This window comes from Pseudomonas sp. Z4-20, from assembly GCF_051131955.1.
GTDB classification, from domain to species: domain Bacteria; phylum Pseudomonadota; class Gammaproteobacteria; order Pseudomonadales; family Pseudomonadaceae; genus Aquipseudomonas; species Aquipseudomonas marvdashtae.
Genome location: NZ_CP071641.1, coordinates 3,552,740 through 3,568,449 on the forward strand (window position 1 = coordinate 3,552,740; position 15,710 = coordinate 3,568,449).

Consider the following 15,710-nt stretch of genomic DNA (forward strand, 5'->3'; position numbering starts at 1 on the left):
GGCGTTGACATCTTTGCTCAAGCCCTTCCATTCCCATTGGTGGAACTCACATGTCCAGGCTTTCCCATCAACATTTGCGTCGCAACTTTCGCCAACTGCTGGCTTCCCAAACCTGCTACCACACCGCCTCGGTGTTTGATCCGATGTCGGCGCGCATTGCCGCCGACCTAGGTTTTGAAGTGGGTATCCTGGGCGGCTCCGTCGCGTCATTGCAGGTACTGGGCGCGCCGGACTTTGCCTTGATCACCCTCAGCGAGTTCGCCGAACAGGCCACCCGCATTGGTCGCGTGGCTCAACTGCCGGTGATTGCCGACGCCGACCACGGCTATGGCAACGCGCTGAACGTGATGCGCACCATCATCGAGCTGGAACGTGCGGGCGTAGCTGCGTTGACGATTGAAGACACCCTGCTCCCGGCGCAGTTTGGCCGCAAATCCACTGACCTGATCAGCGTGGCCGAAGGCGTCGGCAAGATCCGCGCGGCACTGGAAGCGAGAGTCGATTCGGAAATGGCGATCATCGCCCGCACCAATGCCGGGATCCTGCCAGTCCAGGAAATCATCAGCCGCACCCAGCAATACGAACGCGCCGGCGCCGACGGGATTTGCATGGTGGGCGTGCAGGACTTCGAACACCTGGAAAAGATCAGCGAGAACCTGAGCGTGCCATTGATGCTGGTCACTTACGGAAACCCGCTGCTGCGCGACGACAAACGCCTGGCCGAGCTGGGCGTACGCATCACCATCGATGGCCACGGCGCCTATTTCGCCGCGATCAAGGCCACCTATGACAGCCTGCGGGAACAGCGACAGATCTTCACGCAGGCGTCGGACCTCAGCGCCACCGAACTGACCCACACCTACACCCAGCCCGAGGAATACATCCGCTGGGCCGAGGAATACATGAGCGTCAAAGAGTAGGGTTGATCAGTGACCGGTAGGTAAATGCAAGTACGCCATCGCGAGCAGGCTCGTGATGGCGTAGGCAGATTGAAGTAATCCTCACTGCCCGCTGCGGAGCATTTCCTTGGGCACGTACTTGCCGAGCTCGAACTTGCCGATGGCGGCGCGGTGGACTTCATCCGGACCGTCGGCCAGGCGCAGGGTGCGCTGCATGGCGTACATATAGGCCAACGGGAAATCGTTGGAAACCCCAGCGCCGCCGTGGATCTGGATCGCACGGTCGATTACCTTCAGGGCGACGTTCGGCGCAACGACCTTGATCTGGGCGATTTCGCTCTTGGCCACTTTGTTACCTGCAGTGTCCATCATATAAGCCGCCTTCAAGGTCAACAGGCGAGCCATGTCGATCTCCATCCGCGAATCGGCAATCTTGTCGATGTTGCCCCCCAGGCGCGCCAACGGCTTGCCAAACGCGGTGCGGCTGATGGCCCGCTGGCACATCAACTCCAATGCCCGTTCGGCCATGCCGATCGACCGCATGCAGTGATGAATCCGACCCGGGCCCAGGCGACCTTGGGCGATTTCAAAGCCGCGCCCCTCGCCCAACAGGACGTTTTCGTACGGAACCCGCACGTTATCAAACAGCACTTCGGCGTGACCGTGGGGCGCATCGTCATAGCCGAACACCGGCAGCGGCCGGACGATTTTCACCCCAGGGGTATCAACGGGCACCAAAATCATCGAGTGCTGGGCGTGACGCGGCGCGTCGGGATTACTCAAGCCCATGAAGATCAGGATTTTACAGCGCGGATCGCAAGCACCTGACGTCCACCACTTCTTGCCATTGATCACCCACTGATCGCCGTCGCGCTCGGCACGGGCGGCCATGTTGGTGGCGTCAGAAGAGGCGACGTCCGGTTCGGTCATGGCGAAGGCCGACCGAATCTCGCCCCGTAGCAGCGGCTCGAGCCAGCGCTGCTTTTGTTCTTCGTTGGCATAACGCACCAGCACTTCCATGTTGCCGGTGTCCGGCGCCGAACAGTTGAACGGCTCCGGCCCCAGCAACGAACGCCCCATGATTTCTGCCAGCGGCGCGTATTCCAGGTTGGTCAGCCCGGCTCCCAGCTCTGACTCCGGAAGGAAAAGATTCCACAGTCCCTCGTCCCGCGCCTTCGCCTTGAGTTCCTCCATGATCGCGGTGGGCTGCCAACGGTCGCCTTCAGCCACTTGCCGTTCGAACACGGCTTCAGCCGGGTAGACATAGGCGTCCATGAACGCCTTGACGCGTTCACGCAGTTCCTGAACCTTGGGGGAATAGGCAAAATCCATGGGCAGCACCTTCTTGGCAGAGGTTGTTTTTAGGTCATGAAATCGATGCTAGTTCAGCTACGAAAATTTACCTAACCTATTCTCGGCGTGTATTAACATTCATCACCGATATATGTTTCACTGATTCGCATTGCCACCCGGCACCTCATAACAAGCCCAAGAATAAGAGTGCAGCGCCATGAATCTGAGCAAGGTCGACCTTAACCTTTTCATTGTTTTCGATGCGATCTACACCGAAGCCAACCTGACCCGCGCCGGGCAGATCGTTGGCATCACTCAGCCGGCCGTGTCCAATGCCCTGGCGCGTTTGCGCGAGACCTTCAACGACCCGCTGTTCGTGCGCACCGCCCAAGGCATGGTGCCTACCCCGATGGCGCAGAACATTATCGGGCCGGTGCGCAACGCCCTGTCGCTGCTGCGGGTGTCGGTGCAGGAAAGCCGGATATTCAACCCTTTGCAGGCCGTCAAGACTTACCGCATCAGCATGACCGACCTCACCGAAGGCGTGATCCTGCCCCCGTTGTTCCAGCGCCTACGCCGCCTGGCGCCGACCGTGGCCATCGAAAGTTTCCTCTCCAAGCGCCGTGAAACCACCAAGGAGCTGGCCGCCGGCCGCCTGGACTTCGCGGTCGACGCGCCGCTCAATACCGATCCGCAGGTGCGGCACGTCAAGCTGATGGAAGATCGCTACGTCTGCGCTATGCGCAAGGGGCACCCGTTGGCGGGCAAAGATAAAATCAGCCTCGACGATTACCTGTCCCAAACCCATGTGCACATTTCCAGCCGCCGCAACGGTTTGGGCTATGTCGACCTGGCCTTGGGCAAAATGGGCATCCAGCGCAAGATCGCCCTACGCTCGCAGCATTATCTGATGGCATCCCAGGTGCTTCAGCAGACCGACATGGTCATGACGGTTCCCGAACGCTTTTCTCGCCGTCACGATTTGCATGCCTTCCTGCTTCCGGTCAACGACGTACCGCCGGTGGAAACCCACCTCTACTGGCACGAAAGTACTGACCAGGACCCGGCGAACCGTTGGATGCGCGAGCAGATGATCGAGCTGTGCCAGCAAGTCACGGCCCATGAGAAGAAGCTCGACAACGTGGTGTGAAGCGATAGCCGGGGTAAACGTTCGCGAGCAAGCCCCCGCAGCTTGACGTGAACGTCAAGCTGCCATTAGCTTAGCGCCAACCCCTATCGTTTCGAGCGCTTCCATGAGCAGCCAGACCTACAGCATCTCCGACCTCGCCCGCGAATTGGACATCACCACCCGCGCCATCCGCTTCTATGAAGAACAAGGCCTGTTGAGTCCGGAACGGCGTGGCCAGGAGCGCATCTATTCGCCGCGGGATAAAGTCAGCCTGAAGCTGATTCTGCGGGGCAAGCGCATCGGGTTTTCCTTGGCCGAGTGCCGTGAGTTGATCGAACTCTACGACCCCAGCAGCGGCAATCAGAAGCAGTTGCATAGCATGCTGGCGAAGATCGTCGAGCGCCGGGAACAACTCGAACAACAACTGCTGGACATCGAACAGATGAAGCTGGAACTCGACACCGCCGAAGAACGCTGCATCCAGGCGCTGGAGCAGACGATCAAGGGCGAGGAAACCGTCCAATAACATTGCCAAGCCCGCTGCCGCAGCGAAATATCGCCCTTCACTACAGGTCAATCGCCATGTCCCTTCCCTCCTTTGTACGCCTGATCGAGGTCGGCCCCCGCGACGGGCTGCAGAATGAAGCACAGCCCATCAGCGTCGCCGACAAGGTGCGCCTGGTGGATGCACTGAGCGCTGCCGGCCTTGGTTACATCGAGGCCGGCAGTTTCGTTTCGCCCAAATGGGTGCCGCAGATGGCCGGCTCCGCCGAGGTGTTTGCGCAAATCCAACGCAAGCCCGGTGTCACCTACGGCGCCCTGGCACCGAACCTGCGCGGTTTCGAAGACGCGCTGGCGGCCGGGGTAAAGGAAGTGGCGGTATTCGCCGCAGCGTCCGAAGCGTTCTCCCAGCGCAACATCAATTGCTCCATCAAGGAAAGCCTGGAGCGCTTCACCCCGATCATGGAAGCGGCGAAACGCAGCGACGTCAGCGTGCGCGGCTACGTGTCGTGCGTGCTGGGCTGCCCTTACGAGGGCGAGGTCCAGCCAGGGCAAGTGGCCTGGGTTGCCAGGGAGCTATACGCCATGGGCTGCTACGAAGTGTCCTTGGGTGACACCATCGGCACCGGTACCGCTGGCGCAACGCGCAGGATGTTCGAAGAGGTTTCAGCGCACGTGCCGAGGGAAAAACTGGCGGGACATTTCCACGACACCTATGGCCAGGCGATGGCCAACGTCTACGCCAGCCTTTTGGAGGGCATTGCGGTGTTCGACAGCTCCATTGCCGGCTTGGGGGGCTGCCCCTATGCCAAGGGAGCCAGCGGTAACGTTGCGACGGAAGACGTGCTGTACCTGCTCAATGGCTTGGGCATCGAGACCGGTATCAACCTGGACGCCTTGATTGCCGCGGGCCGACAGATTTGTGAGGTGCTAGGTCGCCCGACCGGTTCGCGCGTCGCCAAGGCTCGACTGGCACAGTGAGGTGTTACCGCCCCGCTTGTAACGGGGATGAAACGAGTAACACGGAAACAATTTGTCAGGTTTGGCGCGCCAGGCTTTTCAGCGAAAAACCGTATAACCTTGATTTGTATGGATTTTTAAAACTTGGCACGGCACCTGCTATATCTCTTGCACAACAAAAATAAAAACAAAGCGACACACCCAATAAAAACAAGACGAAACGACTCTGACATAACAAGAACAACACGGCAGAGACGCAGCTAACAGATTTTTTTGGAGAAGATGTGCTTTTCAGGGTGCTTCCAGGAGCAACCCGCAACCGGGCAGAGAACAATAAAACTACCTTCAGGTAGCTCCCGAATCGGTTGGATCGCCAGGCGAAAAAGCAGGTCAGCGCTCAAAAAAATACGTTTGCTCTTGATCCCGGATGGGGATCGCCAGAAACAGCGGTAAAGGGTCACGGCTACCAAAAACAACAACAGGCCGCCCCTCAATAATAAAAAAAGAGCACGCGACGACAAAATTAAAGGGGAGCTTCGGCTCCCCTTTGTGCTGTCTGGCGTTTGGGTCTTCCTTATGGAGCGAGCTTGCTTGCTCCCAGGGAATTTTGCTCAGCCTTCCACATTGCGCAGTTCTTCGATGCTGATTTCGCGCATGCGGAATTTCTGGATCTTGCCGGTCACCGTCATTGGAAACTCGTCCACAAACTTGAAGTGACGCGGCGTCTTGAAGTGAGCAATGCGATCCTTGCACCACGCTTGCAGCTCCTGCTCGGTGGCGCTGTGGCCAGGATGAAACTTGATCCAGGCAACAATCTCCTCGCCGTAGCGTGAGCATGGAATGCCGATCACTTGCACGTCCGCCACCGCTGGGTGGGTGAAGAAGAACTCTTCCAGCTCACGGGGGTAAACATTCTCTCCGCCACGGATGATCATGTCCTTGTTGCGCCCGACGATGCAGACATACCCCTGCTCATCCAGGGTCGCCAGGTCGCCGGTGTGCATCCAGCGATCCTGATCAATCGCCTCGGCAGTGCCCTTTGGGTTGTTCCAGTAACCGAGCATCACGCTGTAGCCGCGGGTACACAGTTCGCCGATGGTGTCACGGGGAACGATGTTTCCTTCTTGATCGATGATTTTACTTTCCAGTTGCGGCTGGGTACGGCCTACGGTGGTGACGCGCAGTTCCAGCTCGTCGGTAGGACTGGTCTGCAATGATACGGGGCTGGTTTCCGTCATGCCGTAGGCAATCTGCACCTCGGCCATGTGCATTTCATTGATGACCCGCCGCATGACTTCGATCGGGCACGTGGCCCCGGCCATGATCCCGGTGCGCAGGCTGGACAGGTCGAATTCGGTCCGCCGCGGGTGATCCAGCATGGCGATGAACATGGTCGGCACGCCGTACAACGCGGTGGCTTTTTCTTCGCACACGCTAGTGAGCGTCAGCAACGGATCGAAGGCATCGTTGGGGTAGACCATCGTGCTGCCATGGGTCATGCAGCCCAGGTTGCCCATGACCATGCCAAAACAGTGGTAGAGCGGCACCGGGATAACCAGGCGATCGTTCTCGCTCAGGCCGAGGCTTTCGCCGACCATATATCCGTTGTTCAAAATGTTGCGATGGCTGAGGGTCGCTCCCTTCGGGAAACCGGTGGTGCCCGAGGTGTACTGGATGTTGACCGCTTGATCGTAGTGCAAGCTGGCCTCGCACTCGGCCAGCTGCTGCGCCGATACCGAAGCGGCCAACGCTTGGAGTTGCGACCACGGCAGGAAACCCGAAGGAGGCTGAGGATCCAGGCTGATCACGCCGCGCAAATCCGGCAACTGCTCGCTGCGTAGTTGACCGATCGGTTGTTCACTCAACTCCGGCGCCAGCGTCTGCACCATCCCGTGATAATCCGACGTCTTGAACGCGCCGGCGCACACCAGCCATTGACACCCCGATTGTTTCAGCACGTATTCCAGCTCGGAGGTGCGATAGGCCGGGTTGATGTTGACAAGAATGACGCCGAGCTTGGCGCTGGCGAACTGGCTGATACACCACTGCGCGCAGTTGGGCGACCACACGCCGAGGCGGTCGCCGGCTTTCAGGCCCAACGCCATCAATGCCCGCGCATGCACGTCGACGGTCTCGCCCAGTTGCCGCCAGGTGTAGCGCAGCGATTGGTGGCGAACCACCAACGCCTCGCTATCCTGATACCGAGCCACCGCCTGGTCGAACGCCTGGCCGATGGTCTGCGCCAACAGCGCTTTGTCTTGAGAGCCTCGGGTATAGCTGAGCTGCGATTGCGAACCGGATTGATCCATGACGCCCCCTCTTATCGTTTTTGATAGGTGTGCGGTGCGATTCAAGCGCACTTACTCTGGCCCAAGTTGACGTTAACGTAAAGAGCATTGACAGCTCTTCATCCCACGCTTACGTTAACGTAAAGGTGAGAGTGATCCTACGGCCTTCCACAACCGATAAAAAAGCTAAAAGGTGCCCCATGAGCTACCCATCCCTGAATTTTGCCCTCGGCGAAACCATCGATATGTTGCGCGATCAAGTGCAATCCTTCGTTAAGGCAGAGCTGGCGCCTCGGGCGGCGCAGATCGATATCGACAACCTGTTTCCCGCCGATATGTGGCGAAAATTCGGTGACATGGGCCTGCTGGGCATCACCGTAGCTGAAGAATACGGTGGCGCCGGCCTGGGCTACCTGGCTCATGTGGTCGCCATGGAAGAAATCAGCCGCGGCTCGGCCTCGGTCGCCCTCTCCTATGGCGCTCACTCCAATCTTTGCGTCAACCAGATCAACCGCAACGGCAACCATGAGCAGAAGAGCAAATACCTGCCCAAGCTCATCAGCGGCGAACACGTCGGCGCATTGGCGATGAGCGAGCCGAACGCCGGTTCTGACGTGGTCTCGATGAAACTGCGGGCCGACAAACGCGGCGATCGCTACGTGCTCAACGGCAGCAAGACCTGGATCACCAACGGCCCCGACGCCAGCACCTACGTGATCTACGCCAAGACCGACCTGGAGAGAGGCGCCCATGGCATTACCGCCTTCATCGTCGAGCGCGATTGGAAAGGCTTCAGCCGAAGCAACAAGTTCGACAAGCTCGGCATGCGCGGCTCCAACACCTGCGAGCTGTTTTTCGATGACGTCGAGGTGCCGGAGGAAAACATTCTCGGCGTGCTCAACGGCGGTGTGAAAGTCCTCATGAGTGGTCTCGACTACGAACGCGTGGTCCTGTCCGGCGGCCCTACTGGCATCATGCAGGCCTGTATGGACCTGATCGTGCCCTACATTCACGACCGCAAGCAGTTCGGCCAGAGCATTGGCGAATTCCAACTGATCCAAGGCAAAGTCGCCGACATGTACACCCAGCTCAACGCCAGTCGCGCGTATCTCTATGCGGTGGCCCAGGCCTGCGAACGCGGTGAAACGACCCGCAAGGACGCCGCCGGGGTGATCCTCTACAGCGCCGAACGCGCCACGCAAATGGCCCTCGACGCGATCCAGATCCTGGGCGGTAACGGCTATATCAACGAATTCCCGGCCGGGCGTTTGCTGCGGGACGCCAAGCTGTACGAAATCGGTGCCGGCACCAGTGAGATTCGTCGGATGCTGATCGGTCGCGAACTGTTTAACGAGACGAAATGAATTTCGTCAGTTGCAAGCGGCAAGCTACAAGCGGCAAGAAGAATGCGCTCTTGCTTGCAGCTTGTGACTTGAAGCTCAAAGCTGCTACGGAGTAGCCCATGATTCTGCACACTCAGCTCAATCCACGCTCGCCGGAATTCATCGCCAACCGCGATGCCATGCTCGGACAGGTCGAGGCGCTGCGCACCTTGCTCGCGCACGTCCAGCAAGGCGGCGGCCCGAAGGCGCAGCAACGGCATACCTCACGGGGCAAGCTACTGCCGCGCGAACGCATCAACCGCCTGCTGGACCCGGGTTCATCCTTCCTCGAAATCAGTCCGTTGGCGGCCTACGAGGTGTATGGCGAGGACGTCCCGGCTGCTGGCGTGATCGCCGGCATCGGCCGCGTGGAAGGCATCGAATGCATGATTGTCGCCAACGATGCGACGGTCAAAGGTGGCTCCTACTATCCGTTGACGGTGAAAAAACACCTGCGCGCCCAGGCCATCGCCCAGCAAAATCGCCTGCCGTGCATTTACCTGGTCGACTCCGGCGGCGCCAACCTGCCACGCCAGGACGAAGTGTTCCCGGACCGCGAGCATTTTGGCCGGATCTTCTTCAACCAAGCCAACATGAGTGCCCAAGGCATCCCGCAGATTGCCGTGGTCATGGGTTCCTGCACCGCCGGTGGCGCCTACGTGCCGGCGATGGCCGACGAGGCGATCATGGTCCGCCAGCAGGCGACGATCTTTCTTGCCGGCCCACCGTTGGTAAAAGCGGCGACTGGCGAAGTCGTCAGCGCCGAGGACCTGGGCGGTGCCGATGTGCATTGCAAGATTTCCGGCGTCGCCGACCATTACGCCGACAGCGACGAACACGCCCTGGCGCTGGCCCGCCGCAGCGTGGCCAACCTCAACTGGCGCAAGCTTGGCGGTGTGCAGCAACGCACGCCCATCGCCCCGCTGTATTCGAGCGACGAGCTGTACGGCGTGGTACCGGCCGACGCCAAGCAGCCGTTCGATGTCCGCGAGGTCATCGCGCGCCTGGTGGACGGTTCGGTGTTCGATGAATTCAAGGCACTGTTCGGAACGACCCTGGTGTGCGGCTTCGCCCACGTGCACGGTTACCCCGTCGCGATCCTGGCCAATAACGGCATCCTGTTCGCCGAGGCTGCGCAGAAAGGCGCGCACTTCATCGAACTGGCCTGTCAGCGCGGGATACCGTTGCTGTTCCTGCAAAACATCACCGGTTTCATGGTCGGCCAGAAATACGAAGCCGGCGGCATCGCCAAGCACGGTGCCAAACTAGTCACCGCCGTGGCCTGTGCCCGGGTACCGAAATTCACCGTGATCATCGGCGGCAGTTTCGGCGCGGGTAACTACGGCATGTGCGGGCGCGCCTATGATCCGCGCTTCTTGTGGATGTGGCCGAACGCACGAATCGGCGTAATGGGCGCCGAACAGGCCGCCGGCGTGCTGGTACAGGTCAAGCGTGAGCAGGCCGAACGCAGCGGCCAGTCGTTCAGCGCCTCCCAGGAAACCGAGATCAAGCAACCGATTCTCGACCAGTACGAAGAACAAGGACATCCCTACTATTCCAGCGCGCGGCTGTGGGACGACGGCGTCATCGACCCGGCGCAAACCCGCGATGTGCTGGGCCTGGCCTTGTCCGCGTCGCTGAACGCGCCCATCGAACCGAGCCGCTTCGGCGTGTTCAGGATGTAACCGGGGAAACACCCATGAACCAGTACAACACGCTCGAACTGCACACCGACCCGCGCGGATTCGCCACCCTGTGGCTCAGCCGCGAGTCGAAGAACAACGCATTCAACGCCGAAATGATCCGTGAGTTGATCCTCGCCCTGGATCAGGTCGGCGGCGATTCCAACCTACGCTTCCTGTTGATCCGTGGCCGAGGCAAACACTTCAGCGCCGGCGCTGACCTGGCCTGGATGCAACAGTCCGCCGAACTTGACTACCACACCAATCTCGACGACGCCCGAGAGCTGGCGGAGTTGATGTACAACCTCGCCAAGTTGAAGATCCCGACGCTCGCCGTGGTCCAGGGCGCAGCGTTTGGTGGCGCGTTGGGTCTGATCAGCGCCTGCGACATGGCCATCGGCGCCGACGAAGCGCAGTTCTGCCTGTCCGAAGTGCGCATTGGCTTGGCACCTGCGGTAATCAGCCCGTTCGTGGTGCAAGCCATCGGCGAACGGGCGGCACGGCGTTATGCCCTGACGGCGGAACGCTTCGGCGGACAACGTGCGAAGGAGATCGGTTTATTGTCGGAAAGTTACCCGGCCGAAGCACTGGACGGTCAGCTCGGGCAATGGGTCGACAACCTGCTTCTAAACAGCCCGGCGGCGATGCGCGCCAGCAAGGAACTGTTGCGCGAAGTCGGCAACGGCGCGCTCACTCCGGCATTGCGACGCTACACCGAAAACGCCATCGCCCGGATACGCGTCAGCGCCGAAGGCCAGGAGGGTCTGCGGGCCTTCCTGCAAAAGCGCGCGCCGAACTGGCAACCCGAGTCAAGCAACAAGGAGCCGCGTTGATGAGCGCCCCTGTCCTCACCACGCTACTGGTCGCCAACCGCGGTGAGATCGCTTGCCGCGTCATGCGCACCGCCAAGGCCATGGGCCTGACCACCGTCGCTGTGCACAGCGCCACCGACCGTGACGCACGGCATAGCCGCGAAGCAGACCTGCGCGTCGACCTGGGTGGCAGCAAGGCCGCCGACAGCTACCTGCAAATCGACAAGCTGATCGCCGCGGCCCAGGCCAGTGGCGCCCAGGCGATTCATCCAGGCTATGGTTTTCTTTCGGAAAACGCCGGGTTTGCCAGGGCTATCGAAACAGCCGGGCTGATCTTCCTTGGCCCCCCCGCCTCGGCCATCGACGCCATGGGCAGCAAATCCGCGGCCAAGGCCTTGATGGAAACCGCTGGCGTGCCGCTGGTGCCCGGCTATCACGGTGAAGCCCAGGACCTGGACACGTTCCGTGATGCCGCCGAGCGCATCGGCTACCCGGTACTGCTCAAGGCTACCGCAGGCGGCGGCGGTAAAGGCATGAAGGTCGTCGAGGACGTCAGCCAGCTGGCCGAAGCATTGGCCTCGGCCCAGCGTGAAGCGCAGTCTTCCTTCGGCGATTCGCGGATGCTGGTGGAAAAATACCTGCTCAAGCCGCGTCACGTGGAGATCCAGGTGTTCGCCGACCAACACGGCAACTGCCTATACCTGAACGAACGCGATTGCTCGATCCAGCGTCGGCATCAAAAAGTCGTGGAGGAGGCGCCGGCCCCCGGGCTGAGTGCGCAGACGCGCAGGGCGATGGGCGAAGCCGCCGTGCGGGCCGCCCAGGCAATCGGCTATGTCGGGGCGGGCACGGTGGAGTTCCTGCTGGATTCGCGGGGCGAGTTTTTCTTCATGGAGATGAACACCCGGCTGCAGGTCGAGCACCCCGTCACCGAAGCCATCACCGGGCTGGACCTGGTGGCCTGGCAAATCCGCGTCGCCCTGGGTGAGCCACTGCCCATTACTCAAGAACAAGTGCCGCTGCGCGGCCATGCCATCGAGGTACGGCTGTACGCCGAGGACCCGACCAACGACTTCCTGCCGGCCACCGGGCGCTTGTCGCTGTATCGTGAGTCCGCCGAAGGAGAAGGCCGGCGGGTCGACAGCGGGGTTGAAGAAGGCGACGAGATTTCGCCGTTCTACGACCCCATGCTCGGCAAGCTGATCGCCTGGGGCGAGAACCGCGAACAGGCGCGCTTGCGGCTGCTGGCGATGCTCGACGAGTTCGCTATTGGCGGGCTGAAAACCAATATCGGCTTTCTTCGTCGCATCATCGGTCACCCCGCTTTCGCGGCGGCGGAGCTGGACACCGGATTTATCCCACGCTACCAGGCGCAATTACTGCCAGAACCTGGCGAACTGGACGACGACTTCTGGCACGCAGCGGCCCAGGGCTTCGCCTTGAGCCTGACGCCACGTGTCCGAGCCGATGATGCCAATTCCCCCTGGGCCGATACCGCCGGGCTGCGTCTGGGGCTGCCTGGGGAAATCACTCTGCATTTGAGCTGCGACGGCCAGGATCGCGCCGTGACATTGGACGTTACCGCCCGTTGCGTCGAAGTCAAAGATGAGCACCTGGTCATCGAGTACAACGGCCTGCGTCGCAGCCATCTCGCCATTCGCCAGGGCGACAGCCTGTACCTGCGGTGGAACGGTGACTTGCATCGAGTCGATGCCTATGACCCATTGGCCGCGGCCGAAGCAAGCCACAGTCAGGGCGGCCTGGTCGCGCCGATGAACGGCAGCATCGTTCGGGTATTGGTGAGTGCCGGCCAGGCGGTGGAAGCCGGCGCGCAACTGGTGGTGCTGGAAGCGATGAAGATGGAGCACAGCATCCGTGCGCCCAAGGCCGGCATCGTCAAAGCGCTGTACTGCCAGGAAGGTGAAATGGTCAGCGAAGGCAGCACGTTGGTGGCGCTCGAGGAATAAGCATCGGCCCGTTCCCGGGCCGATCCAGTCAGAACCTGATGGTGGCTTGCACGACCACGCCGATGATGCGGCATTGCTCGGTGTAGAGGGTTTTCGGGTAAGTAGGATTGAGCGGAACCAGGTAACGCTGCCCGCTCTCTTCGATTAATTTGCGAAAGGTCGCATCGCTGCTGCCGGGCAATTGAGCGACGACCAATTTACCGGGCGCCGCTTCAATGGCCGGGTCGACCAGGATCGACATGCCCTCGGGAATACTCAGCCCGCTCGGCGCGGTCATCGCGTCTCCCACCACCACCAGCCAGAATGCATCGCCTTGGGCATGGTAGTCGGTCAGTTCGTAGCGGGACTGTCCGTAGTCAGCCACATCACCTTCGCGAACGACAGTGATGTCGCGCCAGTCGCTGACTGGGTAGCGGAAGTACGGGTTGTACTTCTGCGCCAGGGCCATGCCCTCATCGGTGGAGGTATCCGGCTCGCGGATGACCATTGCCACCTCAAGGAACTCCAGCCCCAATTCCTGCAGCACCCTGTTCATGTCCTCGAGACTGGGTTGCCGGCGCTTGGTCAGCCAATGGCCGACACCGCCCTGGGACATTCCCAAACGTTCTGCAAGCACCACCTGCGTGATGTGCAGCTCCTTCATCTTGGCCTTGACCAACTCTATCCATTTATCCATGAGCGGCACGATACGTGGATGGCCACGTCCATCAAAACACAGATTGTAGTATTTAAATTATCGTCACAATTACGTGGCGTACTAAGCTGGGCTCAGGATTTCAAACCTGCACGGAGAAACTCGACACCATGGAAACGCCCGACAAAAACGAGCCCACAATACCTACCGACAGCACATTTCCATCTTTCCAGGATTGCCCCGCGGCTCAACGCGCCTTGGATTACTACTTGAAACCGGGTGTTACCGACGCCCAGGCCGAACATCGTTTCTTCGACGTCAACCGTAACATCAGCGGCGAAGAAGCCTTGGTCCACGCTTGCGACCTGCTGCGCTGCGCGGCGGCCACTGCCAACGAATCCGCCCGCCAGCTCACCGGTTCGAACCGTGACCTGGCATTTTCGGTGGTGCATATGATCGATCTGGTCAAGGCCATGCTTGACCGGTCGCTGGACGGTTACCCTACCCGATAGGCACTCTTCAGGAATGGCACCACGAACGTGGCCCACAGAAATTATTTTTCAATCGGAGCGATAAAATCATTTGACTTGCAAATGATAATGATTATTATTGCATCAACTGGTCGCGAGATCAGTCGATAGGCCAGAGGACCTTAGGTCGGACTTCTGGAATATCTCCTCATCAGGCTAATCACGGTTTTTGACCCGGCTTTTTGCCGGGTCTTTTTTTTGCCGATTTTTCGGCTTAGGTCTTCAGGCTAATGAAGTCTTCAGATGTCGCTAAATTCAATGGCGGCGATGGTAGCAAAGGAACATTCAGTAACAAAGTCCCTGCACGGCAAATGAGCGTAACGATCGACAGGCAGCACTTGAGAATCAATCAAGGACGCTCTAATCTGGCTTGGCGTCCAGGGAGGGCGCCCCCTTCATCCCAACGTGCAAATCGTCCCGGTTTTCCTTTCCTAGCGTGTAAAGTAACGGCCATGAACATCCTCTGCAGGAATCGTGACCGTGGCAAAATCCTCCTTTGACATCAGCGCCAATTTCGACAGCGGCAACATTGAGGTCGTGGACATCAGCAACCCGTTGCAATCGCTGCTGAAGATCAGGCCCGACACCCGCAGCGCGCATTTCCAGTGGTTCCACTTCAAGGCCAGCGGCTTGCATGTCGGTCAGGAATATTCCTTTCGCCTGCTCAATGCCAGTCAATCGGCCTACAACCAGGCATGGACCGGCTATCAGGCGGTCGCGTCCTACGATCACGTCAACTGGTTCCGGATTCCTACCCAATTCGAGGGCGACGCCCTGCGCTTCCACCTGGAAGCCGAACAGCCGCACGCCTGGTTTGCCTACTTTGAACCCTACAGCCGCGGACGTCACGACTGGCTGATCGAACAGGCCCTGCACAAGGCCGGCACCGAGCTGTTGGCGACGGATAAAAGCGTCGAAGGTCGGGATATTCAATTACTGCGCAAAGGTAGCGGTACCGAAGGCCGGCTGAAGGTCTGGATCATTGCCCAACAGCATCCCGGCGAGCACATGGCCGAGTGGTTCATGGAGGGCGTCATCGAACGCCTCCAGCATCAGGACGATGCGCAACTGAACCGGTTGCTGGCCAAGGCCGATTTGTACCTGGTGCCGAACATGAACCCGGATGGCGCTTTTCACGGTCATCTGCGCACCAATGCCAAGGGCCAGGACCTAAACCGGGCGTGGCAGAATGCCAATCCGGAAACCAGCCCCGAGGTATTTTTCGTACAGCAGCACATGGAAAAATACGGCGTCGATCTGTTCCTCGACGTCCATGGCGATGAAGAAATCCCCCACGTTTTCACCGCCGGTTGTGAAGGCAACCCGGGCTATACGCCACGCATCGCCGGACTCGAAGAACGCTTTCGCAGCCATCTCAAGCGCCAGACCAAAGACTTCCAGACCACCCACGGCTACACACGCGACGAACCGGGCCAGGCCAACATGACCCTGGCCTGCAACGCTGTCGGTCAGAAATACGATTGCTTGTCCCTGACCTTGGAAATGCCGTTCAAGGACCACGACGATCACCCGAACCCACACACGGGCTGGTCCGGCAAGCGCTCGATGCAACTGGGCAAGGACGTCTTGAGCACGGTTGCGGACATGGTCGACGAATTGCGCTGATTCAATC

General features: G+C 59.9%; 13 protein-coding genes. 10 read left to right on the top strand and 3 right to left on the bottom strand.

Annotated elements, in window-relative coordinates:
• The first annotated feature begins 50 nt into the window (after nt 1-50).
• Entirely contained in the window at nt 51-920 is an 870-nt protein-coding gene (locus J3P82_RS16100) for an isocitrate lyase/PEP mutase family protein (RefSeq protein WP_434557731.1), read from the top strand.
• Between the two features lie 81 nt (nt 921-1,001).
• On the opposite strand, the gene J3P82_RS16105 is transcribed toward J3P82_RS16100, so the two are convergent.
• A complete protein-coding gene (locus J3P82_RS16105; RefSeq protein ID WP_434557732.1) occupies nt 1,002-2,231 on the bottom strand; it encodes an acyl-CoA dehydrogenase in 1,230 nt (409 codons plus the stop codon).
• Between the two features lie 178 nt (nt 2,232-2,409).
• Between J3P82_RS16105 and J3P82_RS16110 the strand changes: the two genes are divergently transcribed.
• The 3 genes from J3P82_RS16110 (at nt 2,410) to J3P82_RS16120 (ending at nt 4,803) form a co-directional block, all read left to right on the top strand.
• On the top strand, nt 2,410-3,342 hold the full coding sequence (locus tag J3P82_RS16110; protein ID WP_434557733.1) for a LysR family transcriptional regulator: 933 nt from the start codon (nt 2,410-2,412) through the stop codon (nt 3,340-3,342).
• Between the two features lie 103 nt (nt 3,343-3,445).
• The gene (locus J3P82_RS16115) at nt 3,446-3,847 is read left to right on the top strand and encodes a MerR family transcriptional regulator (protein ID WP_434557734.1); all 402 of its coding nucleotides are present in this window, start codon (nt 3,446-3,448) and stop codon (nt 3,845-3,847) included.
• Nucleotides 3,848-3,903: 56 nt separating this feature from the next.
• Nucleotides 3,904-4,803 carry a hydroxymethylglutaryl-CoA lyase gene (locus tag J3P82_RS16120; RefSeq protein WP_434557735.1) on the top strand — a complete coding sequence of 300 codons (900 nt, stop codon included), beginning with the start codon at nt 3,904-3,906 and terminating at the stop codon, nt 4,801-4,803.
• A gap of 590 nt (nt 4,804-5,393) precedes the next feature.
• Here the strand turns inward: J3P82_RS16120 and J3P82_RS16125 are convergent.
• Nucleotides 5,394-7,091 (bottom strand): AMP-binding protein, encoded by a 1,698-nt coding sequence (locus J3P82_RS16125; protein WP_434557736.1) that lies wholly within the window; start codon nt 7,089-7,091, stop codon nt 5,394-5,396.
• Between the two features lie 179 nt (nt 7,092-7,270).
• Between J3P82_RS16125 and J3P82_RS16130 the strand changes: the two genes are divergently transcribed.
• The 4 genes from J3P82_RS16130 (at nt 7,271) to J3P82_RS16145 (ending at nt 12,913) form a co-directional block, all read left to right on the top strand.
• Nucleotides 7,271-8,434: an isovaleryl-CoA dehydrogenase gene (locus tag J3P82_RS16130; protein WP_434557737.1), complete on the top strand. Its 1,164-nt coding sequence runs from the start codon at nt 7,271-7,273 to the stop codon at nt 8,432-8,434.
• A gap of 98 nt (nt 8,435-8,532) precedes the next feature.
• On the top strand, nt 8,533-10,137 hold the full coding sequence (locus J3P82_RS16135; RefSeq protein ID WP_434557738.1) for a carboxyl transferase domain-containing protein: 1,605 nt from the start codon (nt 8,533-8,535) through the stop codon (nt 10,135-10,137).
• 14 nt (nt 10,138-10,151) lie between these two features.
• Nucleotides 10,152-10,967, top strand: coding sequence for a gamma-carboxygeranoyl-CoA hydratase (locus J3P82_RS16140; RefSeq protein ID WP_434557739.1), 816 nt, complete (start codon nt 10,152-10,154; stop codon nt 10,965-10,967).
• Nucleotides 10,967-12,913 (top strand): acetyl/propionyl/methylcrotonyl-CoA carboxylase subunit alpha, encoded by a 1,947-nt coding sequence (locus tag J3P82_RS16145; RefSeq protein ID WP_434557740.1) that lies wholly within the window; start codon nt 10,967-10,969, stop codon nt 12,911-12,913. Before J3P82_RS16140 ends, J3P82_RS16145 begins: the two co-directional genes overlap by 1 nt.
• 28 nt (nt 12,914-12,941) lie before the next feature.
• On the opposite strand, the gene J3P82_RS16150 is transcribed toward J3P82_RS16145, so the two are convergent.
• Nucleotides 12,942-13,589 carry a LexA family protein gene (locus J3P82_RS16150; protein WP_434557741.1) on the bottom strand — a complete coding sequence of 216 codons (648 nt, stop codon included), beginning with the start codon at nt 13,587-13,589 and terminating at the stop codon, nt 12,942-12,944.
• 128 nt (nt 13,590-13,717) lie between these two features.
• On the opposite strand from J3P82_RS16150, the gene J3P82_RS16155 reads away from it, so the two are divergent.
• Both J3P82_RS16155 and J3P82_RS16160 read left to right on the top strand, forming a co-directional pair.
• Nucleotides 13,718-14,059, top strand: a complete 342-nt coding sequence (locus J3P82_RS16155; protein ID WP_434557742.1) for a DUF6124 family protein — start codon at nt 13,718-13,720, stop codon at nt 14,057-14,059.
• 492 nt (nt 14,060-14,551) lie between these two features.
• Nucleotides 14,552-15,703 carry a M14 family metallopeptidase gene (locus tag J3P82_RS16160; protein ID WP_434557743.1) on the top strand — a complete coding sequence of 384 codons (1,152 nt, stop codon included), beginning with the start codon at nt 14,552-14,554 and terminating at the stop codon, nt 15,701-15,703.
• Nucleotides 15,704-15,710: the final 7 nt, after the last annotated feature.

What these genes read in the sequence shown, in the direction of transcription:
- J3P82_RS16100 (WP_434557731.1), top strand. Translation starts at nt 51, where the DNA reads ATGTCCAGGCTTTCCCATCAACATTTGCGTCGCAACTTTCGCCAACTG.
- J3P82_RS16105 (WP_434557732.1), bottom strand. Translation starts at nt 2,231, where the DNA reads ATGGATTTTGCCTATTCCCCCAAGGTTCAGGAACTGCGTGAACGCGTC.
- J3P82_RS16110 (WP_434557733.1), top strand. Translation starts at nt 2,410, where the DNA reads ATGAATCTGAGCAAGGTCGACCTTAACCTTTTCATTGTTTTCGATGCG.
- J3P82_RS16115 (WP_434557734.1), top strand. Translation starts at nt 3,446, where the DNA reads ATGAGCAGCCAGACCTACAGCATCTCCGACCTCGCCCGCGAATTGGAC.
- J3P82_RS16120 (WP_434557735.1), top strand. Translation starts at nt 3,904, where the DNA reads ATGTCCCTTCCCTCCTTTGTACGCCTGATCGAGGTCGGCCCCCGCGAC.
- J3P82_RS16125 (WP_434557736.1), bottom strand. Translation starts at nt 7,091, where the DNA reads ATGGATCAATCCGGTTCGCAATCGCAGCTCAGCTATACCCGAGGCTCT.
- J3P82_RS16130 (WP_434557737.1), top strand. Translation starts at nt 7,271, where the DNA reads ATGAGCTACCCATCCCTGAATTTTGCCCTCGGCGAAACCATCGATATG.
- J3P82_RS16135 (WP_434557738.1), top strand. Translation starts at nt 8,533, where the DNA reads ATGATTCTGCACACTCAGCTCAATCCACGCTCGCCGGAATTCATCGCC.
- J3P82_RS16140 (WP_434557739.1), top strand. Translation starts at nt 10,152, where the DNA reads ATGAACCAGTACAACACGCTCGAACTGCACACCGACCCGCGCGGATTC.
- J3P82_RS16145 (WP_434557740.1), top strand. Translation starts at nt 10,967, where the DNA reads ATGAGCGCCCCTGTCCTCACCACGCTACTGGTCGCCAACCGCGGTGAG.
- J3P82_RS16150 (WP_434557741.1), bottom strand. Translation starts at nt 13,589, where the DNA reads ATGGATAAATGGATAGAGTTGGTCAAGGCCAAGATGAAGGAGCTGCAC.
- J3P82_RS16155 (WP_434557742.1), top strand. Translation starts at nt 13,718, where the DNA reads ATGGAAACGCCCGACAAAAACGAGCCCACAATACCTACCGACAGCACA.